Source organism: Pseudomonas fluorescens (assembly GCF_902497855.1).
Classification (GTDB): domain Bacteria; phylum Pseudomonadota; class Gammaproteobacteria; order Pseudomonadales; family Pseudomonadaceae; genus Aquipseudomonas; species Aquipseudomonas fluorescens_BI.
Window position 1 is genome coordinate 124030 of sequence record NZ_CABVHU010000003.1, and the last position, 16638, is coordinate 140667.

At 61.8% G+C, this 16638-nt stretch carries 14 protein-coding genes; 2 read left to right on the top strand and 12 right to left on the bottom strand.

Annotated features, from left to right (window positions below; translation table 11 throughout):
• Nucleotides 1-3: 3 nt before the first annotated feature.
• Both F8N96_RS08145 and F8N96_RS08150 read right to left on the bottom strand, forming a co-directional pair.
• Entirely contained in the window at nt 4-3105 is a 3102-nt protein-coding gene (locus F8N96_RS08145) for a multidrug efflux RND transporter permease subunit (protein WP_150797369.1), read from the bottom strand.
• The gene (locus F8N96_RS08150; RefSeq protein ID WP_150797370.1) at nt 3102-4262 is read right to left on the bottom strand and encodes an efflux RND transporter periplasmic adaptor subunit; all 1161 of its coding nucleotides are present in this window, start codon (nt 4260-4262) and stop codon (nt 3102-3104) included. Before F8N96_RS08150 ends, F8N96_RS08145 begins: the two co-directional genes overlap by 4 nt.
• A 345-nt stretch (nt 4263-4607) precedes the next feature.
• Here F8N96_RS08150 and F8N96_RS08155 point away from each other — a divergent pair, with 345 nt between their 5' ends.
• Nucleotides 4608-4865: a hypothetical protein gene (locus F8N96_RS08155; protein WP_150797371.1), complete on the top strand. Its 258-nt coding sequence runs from the start codon at nt 4608-4610 to the stop codon at nt 4863-4865.
• Between the two features lie 146 nt (nt 4866-5011).
• Here the strand turns inward: F8N96_RS08155 and F8N96_RS08160 are convergent, their stop codons facing one another.
• The 5 genes from F8N96_RS08160 to norR all read right to left on the bottom strand — a co-directional run bounded on the left by F8N96_RS08160 (nt 5012) and on the right by norR (nt 9332).
• Entirely contained in the window at nt 5012-5761 is a 750-nt protein-coding gene (locus tag F8N96_RS08160; RefSeq protein WP_150797372.1) for a YkgJ family cysteine cluster protein, read from the bottom strand.
• 83 nt (nt 5762-5844) lie between these two features.
• Nucleotides 5845-6171, bottom strand: coding sequence for a hypothetical protein (locus F8N96_RS08165; protein ID WP_150797373.1), 327 nt, complete (start codon nt 6169-6171; stop codon nt 5845-5847).
• Nucleotides 6172-6288: 117 nt separating this feature from the next.
• Entirely contained in the window at nt 6289-6747 is a 459-nt protein-coding gene (locus F8N96_RS08170; protein ID WP_150797613.1) for a GNAT family N-acetyltransferase, read from the bottom strand.
• A 27-nt stretch (nt 6748-6774) separates the two neighbouring features.
• Nucleotides 6775-7677: a chemotaxis protein CheV gene (locus F8N96_RS08175; RefSeq protein ID WP_150797374.1), complete on the bottom strand. Its 903-nt coding sequence runs from the start codon at nt 7675-7677 to the stop codon at nt 6775-6777.
• A 104-nt stretch (nt 7678-7781) separates the two neighbouring features.
• Nucleotides 7782-9332, bottom strand: a complete 1551-nt coding sequence (gene norR, locus F8N96_RS08180) for a nitric oxide reductase transcriptional regulator NorR (RefSeq protein ID WP_150797375.1) — start codon at nt 9330-9332, stop codon at nt 7782-7784.
• Between the two features lie 154 nt (nt 9333-9486).
• Here norR and hmpA point away from each other — a divergent pair, with 154 nt between their 5' ends.
• A complete protein-coding gene (gene hmpA, locus F8N96_RS08185; RefSeq protein ID WP_150797376.1) occupies nt 9487-10668 on the top strand; it encodes an NO-inducible flavohemoprotein in 1182 nt (393 codons plus the stop codon).
• Nucleotides 10669-11069: 401 nt separating this feature from the next.
• Here hmpA and F8N96_RS08190 read toward each other — a convergent pair whose 3' ends face one another.
• The 5 genes from F8N96_RS08190 to F8N96_RS08210 all read right to left on the bottom strand — a co-directional run bounded on the left by F8N96_RS08190 (nt 11070) and on the right by F8N96_RS08210 (nt 16510).
• A complete protein-coding gene (locus F8N96_RS08190) occupies nt 11070-11726 on the bottom strand; it encodes a transcriptional regulator (protein WP_150797377.1) in 657 nt (218 codons plus the stop codon).
• An 89-nt stretch (nt 11727-11815) separates the two neighbouring features.
• A complete protein-coding gene (locus tag F8N96_RS08195) occupies nt 11816-12943 on the bottom strand; it encodes an NAD(P)/FAD-dependent oxidoreductase (RefSeq protein WP_150797378.1) in 1128 nt (375 codons plus the stop codon).
• Between the two features lie 142 nt (nt 12944-13085).
• Nucleotides 13086-14033: an ornithine cyclodeaminase family protein gene (locus tag F8N96_RS08200; protein ID WP_150797379.1), complete on the bottom strand. Its 948-nt coding sequence runs from the start codon at nt 14031-14033 to the stop codon at nt 13086-13088.
• A gap of 234 nt (nt 14034-14267) precedes the next feature.
• On the bottom strand, nt 14268-15755 hold the full coding sequence (gene rhlB / locus F8N96_RS08205; RefSeq protein ID WP_150797380.1) for an ATP-dependent RNA helicase RhlB: 1488 nt from the start codon (nt 15753-15755) through the stop codon (nt 14268-14270).
• 98 nt (nt 15756-15853) lie between these two features.
• Nucleotides 15854-16510: an alpha/beta hydrolase gene (locus tag F8N96_RS08210; RefSeq protein WP_150765914.1), complete on the bottom strand. Its 657-nt coding sequence runs from the start codon at nt 16508-16510 to the stop codon at nt 15854-15856.
• Nucleotides 16511-16638 lie beyond the last annotated feature (128 nt).

Consider the following 16638-nt stretch of genomic DNA (forward strand, 5'->3'; position numbering starts at 1 on the left):
GCCTCAGTCTGTGGTAGCCGGCACCGCCAGTGGTGCGGGTTTGGGTCTATGGAATAGCCGCTCGAGCCACAAGTATATGACTGGAGTGGTGAACAGCGTCAGCGCCTGGCTCACCAGCAGGCCGCCCACGACCGCGATCCCCAAGGGCTGGCGCAGTTCAGCACCGGTGCCGTAGCCAAGCATCAGCGGCAGTGCGCCGAGCAGGGCGGCGAGGGTGGTCATGATGATCGGCCGGAACCGAGTGAGACAGGCCTGGTAGATCGCCTCTTCCGGAGCCAGGCCACCTTTGCGCTGGGCGTCGAGGGCGAAGTCGATCATCAGGATGCCGTTTTTCTTCACGATCCCGATCAGCAGCACCAGCCCGATCAGCGCCATGATCGAAAAGTCCTGACCCCAGATCCACAGCATGATCACCGCGCCAAGCCCCGCCGACGGCAGGGTCGAGATGATCGTCAGCGGATGCACGAAGCTCTCGTAGAGCACGCCGAGAATGATGTACACCGCTACCAGCGCCGCGAGGATCAGCCAGGGCTGGCTGGCCAGCGAACTCTCGAACGCCTGGGCTGCGCCCTGGAAGTTGCCGCTGATGGCCGTCGGCATGCCGATTTCGGCCTTGGCCTGATTGAGCATGATCACCGCATCGCCCAAGGCCACGCCGGGTGCCAGGTTGAACGACAGGTTGGCGGCCGGGAACATGCCGTCATGGGCGATGGACAGCGGACCGATGGTCGGCGCATCGAATTTCGCCAGTGCCGAGAGCGGCACCATTTCCCCGCTCAATGGCGAGCGCAGGTAAAAGTAATTGAGGCTTTCGGCCTTGCCGCGTTGTTGGGTGTCCAGTTCCAGGATCACGTTGTACTGGTTGGTCTGGGTCTGGAATTCGTTGATCTGCCGCTGGCCGAAGGCGTCATACAGCGCTTCGTCGACATCGCTGGCGGTCAGGCCGAAACGGGCTGCCGCGCTACGATCGATGCTGATGTGGGTAATGCTGCCGCCCAGTTGCAAGTCGTTGGATATGTCGCGAAAGGCCGGGTTGCCACGCAATTTTTCCGTCAGGCGCTGGGTCCAGGTGCTGAGGGTCGCGCCGTCGTTGCTCTTGAGCACGTATTGGTACTGGGCGCGACTCGGGCCGGAACTGAGGTTGATGTCCTGGCCGGCGCGCAGGTACAGCACGATGCCCGGAACATTCATCAGCTGCGGACGAATCCGGTCGATGAATTCGCTGGCCGAGACGTCGCGGTCGCCGCGTTTTTTCAGCGAGATCCAGAAGCGTCCGTTGGCGATGGTCTGGTTGCTGCCCGAGACGCCGACCGAGTGGGAAAACGCTTCCACGGCCGGGTCGGCAGCGACGATTTCGGCCATCGCCAGGTGTTTTTTCACCATGTCGCCGTAGGAAATATCAGCGGCCGCCTCGGTGGTGCCGAGCACAAAGCCGGTGTCCTGCACCGGGAAGAAACCCTTCGGAATAAAGATGTAACCGGTGATGGCCAGCACCAGGGACAGGCCGAACACGCCGATCATCAATGTCTGATGGGCGAGGGCGCGACGCAGGCCTTTCTCATACCACGCCAGCAGGCGCTCGCCGAACCCCGGTTTGTCGTGGGCGTGATGCACCGGCGCACGCATGAACAACGCCGCCAGGGTCGGCGCCAGCGTCAGGGACACCACCACCGAAATCATGATGGTCGAGGTCGCGGTCAGGGCGAACTCCTTGAACAGGCGCCCGACCACGCCGCCCATGAACAGCAGCGGAATGAACGCCGCCACCAGCGAGAAACTGATCGAGACCACGGTAAACCCGATCTCGCCGGCGCCCTTGATCGCCGCCTCGCGCATGCCGTCGCCCGCCTCCAGGTGCCGGTGGATGTTTTCCACCACCACTATCGCATCGTCGACCACAAACCCCACGGCCACCACAATCGCCACCAGCGTCAGGTTGTTCAGGCTGAAACCCATGATGTACATCAGGGCGAAACTGGCGATCAACGACACACCGAGCACGGCAGTCACGATCAAGGTCGCAGACAACTGGCGCAGGAACATCGCCATCACCGCCACCACCAGCATGATCGCAATCAGCAAGGTGATTTCCACTTCGTGCAACGAGGCGCGGATGGTCTGGGTCCGGTCGACCAGCACCCCGACCTGGACCGAGGCCGGCAGCATGGCCTCCAGGGTGGGCAAGGCCGCCTGAACCCGGTCCACGGTCTCGACGATGTTGGCCCCCGGTTGCCGGAAGATCACCAGGTTGACGCCCGGTTGATCGCCGGCCCACGCCTGGACGTAGGCATTTTCCGAGCCGTTGACCACCTTCGCCACATCTCGAAGATGAACCGGTGCACCGTCTTTGTAGGAAACGATGAGTTGGCTGTATTCCTCAGGGTGGAACAACTGGTCGTTGGTGGACAGGGTCGAAATGCTCGACTCACCGTACAACGCACCTTTGGCCAGGTTGAGGCTGGTCTGTTGCAATGCCAGGCGAATGTCCGCCAGGGTCAGGCCGATGGCGGCGAGCTTGTCCGCCGAAGCCTGAACGCGGATGGCCGGACGTTGCTGGCCGGTGATGTTGATCTGGCCTACGCCATCGATCTGGCTGATCTGCCGGGAGAGCAGGGTTTCGACCAGGTCGCTGAGTTCCGTGCCGGGCATCTGGGTCGAGTTGACGCTGAGGATCAGCACCGGGCTGTCGGCCGGGTTGACCTTGCGCCAGGTGGGCAGGGTCGGCATGTCCTTGGGCAGTTTGCCCGCTGCGGTGTTGATCGCCGCCTGGACTTCCTGGGCAGCGGTGTCGATGCTTTTGTCGAGGGTGAACTGCAGGGTCAGGTTGGTCGAGCCCAGGGCACTGCTCGAGGTCATCTGGGTCACGCCGGGGATGGCACTGAATTGCACTTCAAGCGGTGTGGCGACCGACGATGCCATGGTTTCCGGACTGGCGCCGGGCAGTTGCGCGGCCACCTGGATGGTCGGGAATTCAGCTTCCGGCAGCGGCGCGATCGGCAGTCGCGGGAAGGCGATGACACCGAGCAATACCAGGGCGAAGGTCAGCAGGATCGTCGCCACCGGATGATCGATGCACCATGCCGAAACCGAGCCGTGACCCTTCATGGTTGCGGCTCCGACCGGACCACTTGAGGCGGCTCGGTCAGTACCTGGACCGTGGAGCCTTCCTTGAGGCGCGACTGGCCATCGGTGACCAGCACGTCGCCCGGTTTGACGCCTTTGATGATGTCCTGGCCGCTGCCTTGGTGAACCATTTGAACCTGGACGGTTTCGACTTTGTCACCGTTGACGCGGTAGACGAAATGTTGATCCAGACCGCGTTGTACGACAGTGGGCGGCACCACCAGCGCGTCTTTATCCAGCGCTGTCTGAATCTTTACCGTCACTAGCAGGCCGGGCCAGAGTTTTTGCCCGGCGTTGTTGAATTCGGCCTTGGCGCGGATGGTCCCGGTGTTGGCGTTGATCTGGTTGTCGATCAGGGTCAGGTGGCCCTCGCCCAGCAGGTTGCCGGTTTCGCCATCGGTGTCGGCACCGATGTAGGCCTTGACCCGGGCCCGCTGTGGATCGTTGATCAGGCCTTGCAGGGTCGGCAGCATTTGCTGCGGCAGGGAGAACTCGACGGCGATGGGATCGATCTGGGTGACGGTGAACAAGCCTTGGGTGTCGCTCATGCGCAGGAAGTTGCCTTCGTCCACCGTACGAATCCCGACGCGACCGCTGACCGGGGAGCGAATCTGCGTGTAGGAAAGTTGCACCTGAGCGGCGTCGATCGAGGCCTGATTACCCTGCGCGGTGGCCTTGAGTTGATTGACCAGGGCTTGTTGCTGGTCGTAGGTCTGTTTGGAAACGCCGTCGTCGACGCTCAGCAGTTTGTAACGCTTGAGGTTGACCAGCGCTACCTGCAATTGCGCCTGGCTTTCGCCCAGTTGCGCCCGGGCCAGGTCGAGACTGGCGCGGATCGAGCGGTCGTCGATGGTCGCCAGCAGGTCGCCCTTGTTCACCAGTTGGCCTTCCTTGACCAGGATCCTGGTGAGAATACCGTCGATCTGCGGGCGCACCACGACGCTGTGCAGGGACAATACCGAGCCAATGCCGCTGACGTAACGGGGCACATCTTTTTCGACGACGGCGACCACCCGCACGGGGATGGCGGTGGGGGCGGCCAGTTTTGCCGTGGCGGGCTTGGTTAGGTACCAGGTGCCCAGCGCTGCCAGGGCTATCAGCAGACCGGCGATCAAGGCGGTTTTTTTCTGAATTCGCATGCGAGTGGGGCGCCGGCTGGGTGGTCGGAGTGTTGTCAGGTTTATACCTTCCTTTATAAACCTGTTCGCCCGTCAGGAAGGTGACGGCTAACTGACGGCGCTGTCAGTTTGGGGGGTGTGGTGCCTGTTCTGGCCTCTTCGCTGGCAAGCCAGCTCCTACACGGGATTTGCGTACACCACGACCCCCTGTAGGAGCTGGCTTGCCAGCGAAGGCGTCAGACCAGTCACCACAAAACCCGACGGACTCGCCAGCAGCGTGAAGCTTGCAGCCCCCGAGACAGGTATACTGCCGCCTTTCGCGGCTCGCTGACCGGGCCCGACTCTTTTGCATCACCCGGAGCTTTCATGACTTCCCCGACACAACCGCCGGTTGCCGACGCCTCGAGCGACGACCAGGCAGACCTGCCAGACAGCGTCGACTCCAGCGCAGACAGCGAAACCAAAGCCGCGATTCCTGCGTTCAAGTTCCCGTTCAAGCCGGGTGAGCTGGCTGCCGCGAAGAATGCCAGCCAGCCCTGGTACAAGAATGGCGCGAAAAATGGCCATACCAAGACGCCGGGGGCAGCGCCTCCCGGGACTCGTCGTTCGATGGGCAAACGTTAAGATTTGATTCCTGCGGTGTCTGTTCTGCCGCCTTCGCGAGCAGGCTCGCTCCCACAATTTTGACCGCATTCCCCCGTTAGAATGCAGTCAAATGTGGGAGCGAGCCTGCTCGCGAAGGGGCCATTACTGGCGGCACACCTCTCGAATCATGCCGCCCGCAACGAAATAAACGCATAATCCAGCGGCGCATCAGTCGCCACCTGCGCCCCAGCCTCCAGCACTTGCCCGGCAATGTCGTCCCCCGACACATGGAACTGCCATTCGCTGCCCCGGTCATCCAGTGCCTTTCCAGCCACCTGGTCGATCACTGAAGCAAACGCGGCCATATCCGGCAGGTAAGCGGTGAATCCATCGCCCTTCAGTGCTGTCGTCCTGATCCCCAATAACGCGCAAATTGCATCCTTGGTCTGGATCTCATCGCGATCCGCCTGACGGGAGCGCTGGATCAGGTCCACCAACCCCTGGTCGACCAATTGGCCACCCACAATCAGATCCGGCCCTTTTTCCCATGACTCGGGCGGACATTCCTTCACCGCTGTATTCAGGGGAATGTGCGGATTGATTTCCATCGGATAGATGCGGCACACCAGCGGCCGGCGCTCGTAGATGCGGCAGCGGTTGTCTTCGTCAAGATTCCGGCAGGGACCGGCGTTGTAGGCGGCAAAGGTGATCGCCACGCAGGCCTCGGATGCGCCACTGCGAACCCTGACCGAACGGCGTTCGGCGTGTTCGCGTTGCTCCAGTGGCAAGCCCAGGCCATTGCCCAGGAAACCTTCCACCAGCACGATCACTTGACCGCCGTCGGCCGCCCACATCCGGGTTTCGGCCAGGGTCAGGGGGACGTGGTGGTCGTTGCAGCATTTGCCACACCCTACGCAGGAAAACGTCGTATTCATTGAGCAGTCGGTCGCATGTGAAGGCATGAAATGGCGACAGAAAGCCACCGTTGAGGCGGGTGTCAAAGCAAGTAATGCGCCAGTCACTGCGCCTTGGCGGTTGGGCGGATGGAGTCCCACTCGGTCACGTAGGCGGTTTTGCTTTTTTTGTTGAAGAGGCACAGCTCGGTGCCTTGCTGGCCTTTCATGTGTTTTTGCGGGTATTGGCCTTGCAGCAGCAGTGCGGAGTAGCCAACCCGGTCATCGAACTGTGCGGCGTTGCCGACGGGTTTGGCATCCTTCAGCCCGCTGGCCTTGGTGCAACCGGCGAGCACGGCTTTGTCGTAGGCAGCCCAGGCGTCGGGGCTGGAGGCGTGGGCCTGGGCGGCGAGGGCGGTGAGGCACAGGAAGGTCAGGGTTGCAGTTTTCATGGTTGAGGCATCCTTGGGCATTTGGTTGGCCGAATGCCGGAGTATGCCTGATGGTTTTGTGTTGAATGTGTCGGCCTCTTCGCGGGCAAGCCTCGCTCCTACGGCGAAAGCGGTGTGTCAGGCAGGAACCGCTTCACGGCGAACCACATACATCCCGGCACTTTCATACAGCCGCTGTGCCCGAAGGTTGCCCTCCAATACCTTCAAATCCACAAACCCTTCGCGCCGCTGCTGAAACACGCTGAAAGCATGCAGCAGCAAAGCCCGCCCCACTCCCTGTCCCTGAGTTCGCGGATGCACCACCAGATTCTTGATAAAGGCGCTGGTCCAGCACTGGCACACGCCCACGATGCCCTCGGCATCCAGGGCGATAAAGCACAGGGTCGGATCGTACTCGGGGTCGGTTTCGAAACGCTGTTGCCAGACGTCAAGCGCCGGCACGCGAGCGCCACCTTCCAGGTAGCCCAGTTGCATTAATTGATGCACGGCGTGCGCCAGTTCCGGGCGGTAGTCGCTCAGGACAATCCCCTGAGGCCAGATGATAACGGGCAGCGCCTCGGCAAGGTTACGCCGCAGCAGAAAGCAAAAATCCTCGGCCAAGGCTCAATGACCTTGTTCGGCGACGGCCTTGGCCGCGTCTATCAGGCATTGGGTCAGTTCTGGCGAGGAGAACTTGGTCAGTACCGCATTGGCTCCGGCCAGTCGGGCCTTTTCGCTGTTCATGGCACTGTTCAGCGAGGTGTGCAGCAGCACATAAAGGTGCGCGAAGTCCGGCGTTTCGCGCAGGGTGCGGGTGAAGGCATAGCCGTCCATTTCCGACATTTCGATGTCCGAGACGATCAGGTTGATCTGCTGGGCGGTGCCTTGCAGGTCCAGCAGGCAGTCGATGGCTTCCCTGGCACTGCGCGCGGTGTAGCATTGCAGCCCGAGGTTGCGCAGGGTGTGCACCGATTGTTGCAGGGCGACCTGGCTGTCATCGACCACCAGGATCCGCGCATTGCCCAGGATTTCGGCGTCTTCCATGCTCAGTTCGGTCGGGGCCATTTCGATCTGCGCCGGGGCGATGCCGTGGATGACTTTTTCGATGTCCAGCACCTGCACCAGCGTGCCATCGACCGAGGTCACGCCGGTGATGTACGAGCGCACGCCACCGGAGCCGAAGGGCGGCGGACGGATGTCGGTGGACAGGCAATGGACGATCTTGCTCACTGCCTGAACGTGCAGGCCCTGCTTGGAGCGGCTGACGTCGGTGACGATCAGGCAGCCACCGTTCGGATCTTCCAGGGGGCGCTCGCCGATGGCGCGGCTGAGGTCGATCACCGACAACGCAGTACCGCGCAGGGTGGCGATGCCTTTGACGTGGGGGTGCGAATCCGGCAACCGGGTCAGTGGCGGGCAGGGGATGATTTCGCTGACTTTCAGCAGGTTGATCGCCATCAGCTTGCCGCTGCGCAAGGTAAACAGCAACAGCGAAAGTGAGTCTGCGCGGGCGTTGTTGGAAGACATAAATACCTTCTGTGGAAAAGGTGGCGGGCGATCACGGGGTCGCCAACAGCTATCGATGCCGGGTTATCGACTTGTCGGGGGCAGGCTTTAGTAAATCGGGGTAATCACTTCATACCCAATCGCTTGGCCATCCGCCCGAGATTCGCCCGGTCCAGGCCCAGCTCCCGGGCTGCGCTCGCCCAGTTATTGTGGTGCCGTTCCAGGCAGGCGCTGATCAATTGGCGCTGATAGTGTTCGGTGGCCTCGCGTAAATCCCCCGCCACCCATGCCATGGGAACGGCAGTCGGTTGCTCGGGGGCGACTTCAACGCTGCCATTGGGCAAATCCAGGTCCGCCGCACTCAAGCTGAGGATCTTCGGCCGTTCCTTGCAGTTACCCAAAGCCTTCAGCGCACTGCGGCCGATCAAGTGCTCCAGCTCCCGCACATTCCCTGGCCATGCATACGCCAGCAGTGCAGCCTGGGCGTCGTTGCTCAGGCGCAGGCTGTTGAGCCCCATGCGCGAGCGGTTCTGTTCCAGAAAAAAGCCGCTGAGCAACAGTACGTCGCGCCCGCGATCGCGCAATGCCGGCACCAGCAAGGGGTAGACACTCAGCCGATGGTAAAAGTCGGCGCGGTAGCGACCGCTGCGCACTTCCTCGGCGAGGTCGCGGTTGGTCGCGGCAATCAATCGCACGTCGACCTGATGCTCCTTGTCCGACCCCAGGCGCTGTAGCTGACCGCTTTGCAAGACGCGCAGCAATTTGGCCTGCACCGTCAGGGACAGCTCGCCGACTTCATCGAGAAACAGCGTGCCGCCATTGGCCAGTTCGAACTTGCCGCGCCGATCGTTCATCGCCCCGGTAAAGGCCCCGCGGACGTGCCCAAACAGTTCACTCTCCACCAGCGTCTCCGGCAGTGCGGCGCAGTTGAGGCTGATGATCGGCTTGTCGGCCCTAGGCGAGGCCGCGTGGATGGCTTGGGCTACGAGCTCCTTGCCGACCCCGGTTTCGCCGGTGATCAGCACGGTCAGATCGCTGCCGCCCACCAGATTGATCTCTTCCACCAACCGTTTGTGGGCCTTGCTCTGGCCGATCATTTCGCGGTTCTGCTGGCCGCTGGCCTGGCGATAAACCTCGGCGCGCTGATGTTCGTCTTCGACACGATTGGCCAGGCGTTCGATGCGCTCGGCGGCGTTGACCGTGGCGGCGGCGAGGCTGGCGAAGGCTTGCAGGGCGTCCAGTTCGATGGGTTCGAAGCGCTCGGGGTCGAGGGCGTCGAGGGTCAGCAAGCCCCAAGGCCGCTCGTCGATAAACAGCGGACAGCCGATGCAATCATGGACTTCCAGATGCTCCTCGAGGCCATCGACCAGCCCATCGTAGGGGTCGGGCAAGTCGCTGTCGGCGGCAAACCGGGTCGGCCCCGGGCTGCTGAGCAAGGCTTCGAATCGCGGGTGCTCGCTGATCTTGAAGCGTCGGCCGAGGGTGTCGGTGCTCAATCCGTCGACCGCCAGCGGCACCAGCCATTCGCCATCGATGCGCAGCAGGGCGGCGGCATCGCAAGGCAGCAGGGCACGCATGGCTTCGAGCAGGCGCCGATAGCGCTCGCTTTCGGGCAATTCGCGGGACAGGTCCGAGACCAGTGGCAGCAGGGCGGTCAGCAGGGATTTTGCAGTCATAGTGACTCCAAGTAGTCGGTATGACTATAAACCGGCTTGTGTCTTTTTGACTATTATCTTTTCAAGTTATTGATTTATAACAATTTAATTGTTGGCATGAAAACTGATAAGTCTAGGCCATCTGTTAGAAAACCAGTCGTTCAGGAGTCATTTAATGCTTAGCGTTCAAGACCGTGCAATCGTCAAATCTACCGTGCCGTTGCTGGAAAGCGGTGGCGAAGCCTTGATCACTCACTTCTACCGCATGATGCTCTCCGAATACCCGGAGGTGCGCCCGCTGTTCAACCAAGCCCACCAGGCCAGCGGCGATCAGCCCCGTGCCCTGGCGAACGGCGTCCTGATGTATGCGCGACACATCGACCAGCTCGACCAACTGGGCGACCTGGTGGCCAAGATCATCAACAAGCACGTGGCCCTGCAGATTCTGCCGGAGCACTACCCGATCGTCGGCAGCTGCCTGCTGCGCGCCATCTCCGAAGTGCTGGGTGACGAGATTGCCACGCCGCAAGTGATGGCCGCCTGGGGCGCCGCCTACGGTCAGTTGGCCGACATCCTGATCGGTGCCGAAACCAGCATCTACGACCAGAAAGAACAGGCGCCCGGCGGCTGGCGCGGGGCGCGGGAATTCATCGTGGTAGCCAAGGTTGAAGAGAGCGCGGAAATCACCTCGTTCTATTTCGAACCGGCTGACAAAGGCGCGATTCTGGCGGCAGAGCCCGGCCAGTACATCGGCATGAAGCTGATCCTCGATGGCGAAGAGATTCGCCGTAACTATTCGCTGTCGGCCCTGGCCAACAAAGGCCAATACCGCATCAGCGTCAAGCGCGAAGAGGGTGGTCGCGCCTCCAACCACCTGCACGATCAACTGCACGTTGGCTCCAGCATCCAGCTGTTCCCGCCATCGGGCGAGTTCACCTTGACCGCCAGCGACAAGCCGTTGGTATTGATCAGCGGCGGTGTCGGCATCACCCCGACCCTGCCGATGCTCGAAGCCGCGCTGGCGACCGAGCGCCCGGTGCACTTTATCCACTGCGCCCGCAACGGCAGCGTCCACGCCTTCCGCGACTGGATCGACGGCCTGGCCGAGCGTCATCCGCAGCTCAAGCGCTTTTATTGCTATGACGAAGATGATGGCGTGAGCCAGGCGGCGGACAAGGTCGGGCTGTTGAGTCAGGAGCAATTGGGCGAGTGGTTGCCGCAGCAGCGCGACCTGGATGCCTACTTTCTCGGCCCCAAGGGCTTCATGACGGCGGTCAAGCGCCATCTCAAAGCGCTGGGGGTGCCTGAGAAGCAAAGTCGTTACGAGTTCTTCGGGCCGGCTTCGGCACTGGAATAACCGCTGACACCAAGAGATCGTACGATCTCTGGTAGGAGCCAGGCTTGCCGGCGAAGGCGTCCTCAAGATCGCCTTCGCCGGCAAGCCTGGCTCCTACAGGACGCTTTCGCCGGCAAGCCTGGCTCCTACAGGACGCTTTCGCCGGCAAGCCTGGCTCCTACAGGACGCTTTCGCCGGCAAGCCTGGCTCCTACAGGACGCTTTCGCCGGCAAGCCTGGCTCCTACAGGACGCTTTCGCCGGCAAGCCTGGCTCCTACAGGACGCTTTCGCCGGCAAGCCTGGCTCCTACAGGACGCTTTCGCCGGCAAGCCTGGCTCCTACAGGACGCTTTCGCCGGCAAGCCTGGCTCCTACAGGATGCCTTCGCCGGCAAGCCTGGCTCCTACGGATGCGTGTTGGTTTTCAGCCCTTCAATTCCTTCAAATGCTTGTACACCGTCGCCCGCCCCATGTTCAGCACGTTCGCCACATAGTTGGAGGCGCTTTTGCCTTTGAAGGCACCTTCGGCGTGCAGGGCCAGCACCAGTTCGCGTTTGTGGTCGCGGGTCAGCAGGTTCAGGCTCAGCTGGCGCTCGCGCAGCCAGGCGTGGAGGAAGGTATTGATCCGCTCCTGCCAGTCATCGCGAAACAGCGAATCCGGCTGCGGAATCAACTTGCTTGGCGACAGGAACAGATCCAGCGCCGCCTTGGCGTTCTCGAACAGCGAAATATTCAGATTGATGCACAGCACGGCCAGGGGATGACCCTCGCTGTCACGCAGCACACTGCTGAGGCTGCGAATTTTCTGGCCATCCCAATTGAGCTTTTCGTACGGCCCGATGTTTCGTTCGCTGATGTCGTCGCTGAGCATGTCCTCCAGTGCCGAGTCGTCACCGATTTCCCTTTTCGACAGGTTGTTGGCGATGTAGTCGACCTTTTGCGTGCGCAGATCGTGCAGCACCACTTCGGCATGAGGAAAGAACAGCGTGGCGATGGCATCGGCAATCGCCCGGAAGTTATCCAGTGGCGAACTTGCCAGCGCAGAGGCATCCAGGGCCGGATCTTGTTCGTGGGCGTTCATAATGGAGCTCCAGGCAGCATCGGCACCCTGTGAAACAGGGTGCCGGAAGTTTGCCGCAATCGTGGCGAGACGTCACCTGAGGACGCCACTCAGCCCAGGCGGGCGGGGGAGAGCATGGCGGCGTTCAGGCCGAAGCGTGTGAGTTGCTCGGGCAAGGCTTCACCGCGAACCAGTGCGGCGCTGGCCTGGCCCATGGCAGGCGAGGTCTGGATACCGTAACCGCCCTGTGCCGCGACCCAGAACAGTCCGGGTACCTGCGGATCGAAGCCGGACAGCAAATCACCGTCTGGTACGAAACTGCGCAGGCCGGCCCAGGTGCGGGTCGGACGGCGAATGGTCAGGGTGGTGGCTTCTTCGATCTGGTAGATGCCCATCGCGATGTCCAGCTCTTCAGGCTGCACGTCGTGGGGTTCCACCGGGTCGGCGTTGGCCGGCGAGCCGAGGAACATGCCGGCGTCGGGTTTCATGTAGAACGATTCGTCGAGACTGACCAGCATCGGCCAGTGGTGGATGTCCACGCCTTCAGGACCGGCGAAGATGAAGGCCGCGCGCCGCTTCGGTTGCAGGCCCAGCGGCCGGGCACCCGCCAGTTCCCCGATCTTGTCGGCCCAGGCGCCTGCGGCGTTGATGATGATCGGCGCACTGAACGTCTGGCCGCTGGTTTGCACCTGCCACACGCCTTCGGCATCACGGGTCAGGCTCAGGACTTCGCTGTCGGTATGCACTTCACCCTGGTTGCGGCGGATACCGCGCAGGTAACCCTGGTGCAAGGCATCGGTGTCGATATCGCTGGCGGTCGGGTCGTAGATCGCGCCGTGGACTTTTTCCCGGCGCAGGATCGGCAGGCGCGCGCAGGCTTCGTCGGCGCTGAGCAGTTGCATCTCGGGCACTGTGGCTTTGGCGCTCAGGTATTGATTGTTCAGTTCAGCCGGATCGCCGGTGAAATCCACGGTCATCTCACCGCGTGGGGTGAGCAGCGGGTGTTCGCAGAAACCGGTCGGCGGCGTGTCGAAGAAGTCGCGGCTGGCCTGGGTCAGCGCCCGCACTTGGGGGGTGCCATAGGCTGCGGTGAACAGCGCGGCTGAACGTCCGGTGGAGTGATAGGCCGGATGGGATTCGCGTTCGAGCACAATCACCCGGGCCTGCCGGGACAGCCAGAAGCCGGTGGAAGCGCCGGCAATCCCGCCGCCGATGATGATGTAGTCTGCCTGGCTCATGAACGTCTCCTGATGGGCGCGATGCCAATGGTGTCGGTGCCCCCTGTAGGAGCCGGCTTGCTGGCGATGCAGGCGCCGCGGTTTGTCAGGCTAACCGCGGTGATGCATTCGCCAGCAAGCCGGCTCCTACAGGCGGTGTGTGTCAGAGATATAGGTGGTAGATGGCATTGGCCAGCGCGATGTCTTCCAGGCCCAGGCCGATGGAGCGGAAGAACACATGCCGGTCGTAGTCCGGACGCTGGACTTTTTCGCTGAGCAGATCGGGCAGGTCGCCGATAATCGCGCCCTTGTCCCAGCCATGCCGTTCACCGGCAATCAGCATCTCACCGGCAGCCCCCGGAGTGGTCTGGCGATAGTCGCAGAACACCTGCATGTCATTGAGGCTCTGCGGCGGCACTTCATGGGCGCGCGGGGCGTTGGTGCTGATCGAGGTGATCAGCGCCGGCTTGCTCAGCTCGGAAGGGTCGATCACCGGGCCCGCGGATGAGGTGCAGAGCAGGATGACATCGGCGTCTTGAACGGCCGCCTCGCGACTGTCGACGATGGTCAGGCGTGGGTCGAGGGCTCGCAGCGATGCCAGTGCTTCGGCATTCTTGCCGCTCAGACTCGGCGAGTAGAGGCTGATGCTCTGCCAGTCGCGCAGCCCCTTGACGTAGTGCAGATGCGCCTGGGCCACTTTGCCACTGCCGATAATCGCCAGGCGCTGCGCTTTCAGGGGCGCGAGGGCGTCGACCGCCACTGCCGTCGTGGCCGCAGTGCGGGCGGTGGTCAGTTCGCCAGCATCGCACAGCAGCAGCGGCTGACCGGTCTGCATCGACATCAACAGCGTCCAGGCCGTCACCAGCGGGCCTTGTTCACGCACGATGTAAGGTGAGGTCTTGACCCCGTAAACACCCTCTGCGGCCAGCACGCCCAAATAGTTGATGAAGTCGCCGGCGCCCTGGGGAAACTCCACCAGTTGCTGCGCCGGTTGCACCGCTTGCCCGGCGGCCAGGTCGCGGAACAAGGTGCGCAGGATCTGTGGCACATCGACCTGCGCCAGCAGCTCACGGGCCTGATGTTGGGTGATCACGTAAGGCGTACTGGACATGGCAGGCTCCGCAGTGGATAAACTAATTTGTCCATTATGGACTTTTAGTTGTATCGAGCAAGCGCCTTTTGTAGGAGCGAGCTTGCTCGCGAAAAACTCAAGGACGCGGAGGGGCATCTGGTTTTACGCGTTTTCGTTCACGACCATCGCGAGCAAGCTCGCTCCTACAGTGATTTCGGGGCGAAAAAAAAGCGCAGTCCGTTTCCGGCTGCGCCTTTTTTCTATGCGCCTGCGTTACGGGCGCTTGCGTTCTACCGCCCGCAGCAAATGCGTCGGTGGCGTTTCACAGCTGATCTTGCGGCCCAACAGCGCTTCGATGGACGGTAGCTGGTAAGAGTCGTCTTCACCGGCAAAACTGATGGATACACCATCGGCGCCCGCCCGACCGGTCCGACCGATGCGGTGCACGTAGTCGTCCGGGACTTCCGGCAAGGTGAAGTTGATCACATGGCTGATGCCTTCGATGTGGATGCCGCGACCGGCCACATCAGTGGCGACCAGCACGCGGATCTTGCCTTCGCGGAAACCTTCCAGGGTCTTGATGCGTTTGTGCTGCGGCACATCGCCGGACAGCTGCGCGGCATTCACGCCATCACGCACCAGACGCTCTTCGATGCGTCGCACTTCGTCCTTGCGGTTGGCGAACACCATCACCCGCTCCCAGCCGTTGTCGTTGACCAGGTTGTAGAGCAGTTTGTATTTGTCGGCACCGGCCACGGCATAGATGTGCTGTTCGACGTTTTCGCTGGCCACGTTCTGCGCCTCGATCTCGACGATCGACGGGTCGGTGGTCCATTGCTTGGCCAAGTTCATCACGTCTTCGGTGAAGGTCGCGGAGAACAGCAGCGTCTGACGTTCGTTCTTCGGCGGGGTCTGGCGAATGATCTGGCGCACTTGTGGGATGAAACCCATGTCGAGCATCCGGTCGGCTTCATCCAGGACCATGACTTCGACCATGTCCAGGTGCACGTCGCCGCGCTGGTTGAAGTCCAGCAAACGGCCCGGCGTGGCGACGAGGATGTCGCAATGCCGGGCTTCGAGATGTTTGAGCTGCTTGTCGAAGTCCATGCCGCCGACAAACGTCATGACGTTGAGGCCGGTGTACTTGGTCAAGTCGGCCGCGTCCTTGGCGATCTGCACCACCAGTTCCCGGGTCGGCGCAATGATCAGCGCCCGCGGTTCACCCATGTAGCGCTCTTTCGGCGGCGGGGTCTGCAGCAACTGGGTGATGATCGAAATCAGGAACGCGGCGGTTTTGCCGGTGCCGGTCTGGGCGCGACCGATGGCGTCTTTGCCTGCAAGGGTGAAGCCAAGCACCTGCGCCTGGATCGGCGTGCAATACGGAAAGCCCAGGTCCTGGATGGCATGCATCAGTTCGGGGGCGAGTTTGAAATCGTGGAAACGGGTTTTGCCTTCCTGGGGTTCGACGGCGAAGTCTTCGAGTTTCCAGGGAATGACCGGTGCTTTCGGCTTGGGTTCGCGACGCGGTTTTACAGGTTTTGCGGCTTCGCTGAGCGGTTGCTCGGCAGCGATGGCCGGGGCAGGTTGGACGGCCGGTGTGGGTGCCGGCGCGTGCTTCGGTACCGCTGCGGCAGCGGTCCGGTCAGGCTGATGACCGTCGGTGCGGTGGCTGGGGAGGTGAGACGGAGCGCTGGAGACTGGCGCGAGTTGCTCAGTCTCGCTTTTACCGAACATTTTCTTGAGTGCTTTGAGCACGGTCATCTCATCAATTGATTAAGGAATATACGCCGGCCAGTGTAATGCAAGAATCGGGCGCGGCGTAGGGGGATGGATCAATGGGCTGTTTTTCACATAAACCGTTAACGCAAACGCTCGGCGAGCCAGGTGCCGATGTCGCGAATCTCCTCGGGTAACACTTCGTGACCCATTGGGTATTCCCGCCATGTCACGGTGACACCACGCTGCTTTAAATGCTCGTAGGCGGTACGTCCCATGGAATTTTGCACCACGTCATCGTACTGGCCGTGCAAGGAAAGCACGGGAATGCGCTGCTGGCTGGCGGAAAGCTCCAGTTCGTCGCTGAAGGTCGGTGCATAGGTCGAGAGGGCAAGTACGCCACCCAGCGGCCCCTGCCATTTCAAAAATGCGGTGTGCAACACCACGGCACCGCCCTGGGAAAAACCGGCCAGAAAGATCCGCGAGGCGTCTATTCCACCAGCGCGTTGCTCTTCGATCAGATCCAGGACCCTTTGCGCGGACGCTTCCAGCTGCTCGCGGCTGATCGCGCGCGCCGGGCTCATGGCCAATATGTCGTACCAGCTTGGCATCTCGTAACCACCGTTGATGGTGACGGCGCGAGTCGGTGCCTGAGGGAAAACAAAACGGGTGGTCAACAGTGTTTCCTGCAGCGCTTCGGCCACCGGCAGGAAGTCGTAGCGGTCGGCGCCCAGGCCGTGCAGCCAGATAACGCAGGCGTCTGCGGGCTTGACGGGTTGAAGAATCAAGGGCTCGGTCATGGGTGCTCCATATATGTGCGTGCGCTCTCGATCAGTGCGAGATCCGGGGGCGCGGCTGGTTGATCAGTTAAGAAGATGTCGCAAGGCTACAAGTTTTGCTATTGACCTGTCGCTTAAGCGCATTCTTG

What these genes read in the sequence shown, in the direction of transcription:
- F8N96_RS08145 (WP_150797369.1), bottom strand. Translation starts at nt 3,105, where the DNA reads ATGAAGGGTCACGGCTCGGTTTCGGCATGGTGCATCGATCATCCGGTG.
- F8N96_RS08150 (WP_150797370.1), bottom strand. Translation starts at nt 4,262, where the DNA reads ATGCGAATTCAGAAAAAAACCGCCTTGATCGCCGGTCTGCTGATAGCC.
- F8N96_RS08155 (WP_150797371.1), top strand. Translation starts at nt 4,608, where the DNA reads ATGACTTCCCCGACACAACCGCCGGTTGCCGACGCCTCGAGCGACGAC.
- F8N96_RS08160 (WP_150797372.1), bottom strand. Translation starts at nt 5,761, where the DNA reads ATGAATACGACGTTTTCCTGCGTAGGGTGTGGCAAATGCTGCAACGAC.
- F8N96_RS08165 (WP_150797373.1), bottom strand. Translation starts at nt 6,171, where the DNA reads ATGAAAACTGCAACCCTGACCTTCCTGTGCCTCACCGCCCTCGCCGCC.
- F8N96_RS08175 (WP_150797374.1), bottom strand. Translation starts at nt 7,677, where the DNA reads ATGTCTTCCAACAACGCCCGCGCAGACTCACTTTCGCTGTTGCTGTTT.
- norR (WP_150797375.1), bottom strand. Translation starts at nt 9,332, where the DNA reads ATGACTGCAAAATCCCTGCTGACCGCCCTGCTGCCACTGGTCTCGGAC.
- hmpA (WP_150797376.1), top strand. Translation starts at nt 9,487, where the DNA reads ATGCTTAGCGTTCAAGACCGTGCAATCGTCAAATCTACCGTGCCGTTG.
- F8N96_RS08190 (WP_150797377.1), bottom strand. Translation starts at nt 11,726, where the DNA reads ATGAACGCCCACGAACAAGATCCGGCCCTGGATGCCTCTGCGCTGGCA.
- F8N96_RS08195 (WP_150797378.1), bottom strand. Translation starts at nt 12,943, where the DNA reads ATGAGCCAGGCAGACTACATCATCATCGGCGGCGGGATTGCCGGCGCT.
- F8N96_RS08200 (WP_150797379.1), bottom strand. Translation starts at nt 14,033, where the DNA reads ATGTCCAGTACGCCTTACGTGATCACCCAACATCAGGCCCGTGAGCTG.
- rhlB (WP_150797380.1), bottom strand. Translation starts at nt 15,755, where the DNA reads ATGACCGTGCTCAAAGCACTCAAGAAAATGTTCGGTAAAAGCGAGACT.
- F8N96_RS08210 (WP_150765914.1), bottom strand. Translation starts at nt 16,510, where the DNA reads ATGACCGAGCCCTTGATTCTTCAACCCGTCAAGCCCGCAGACGCCTGC.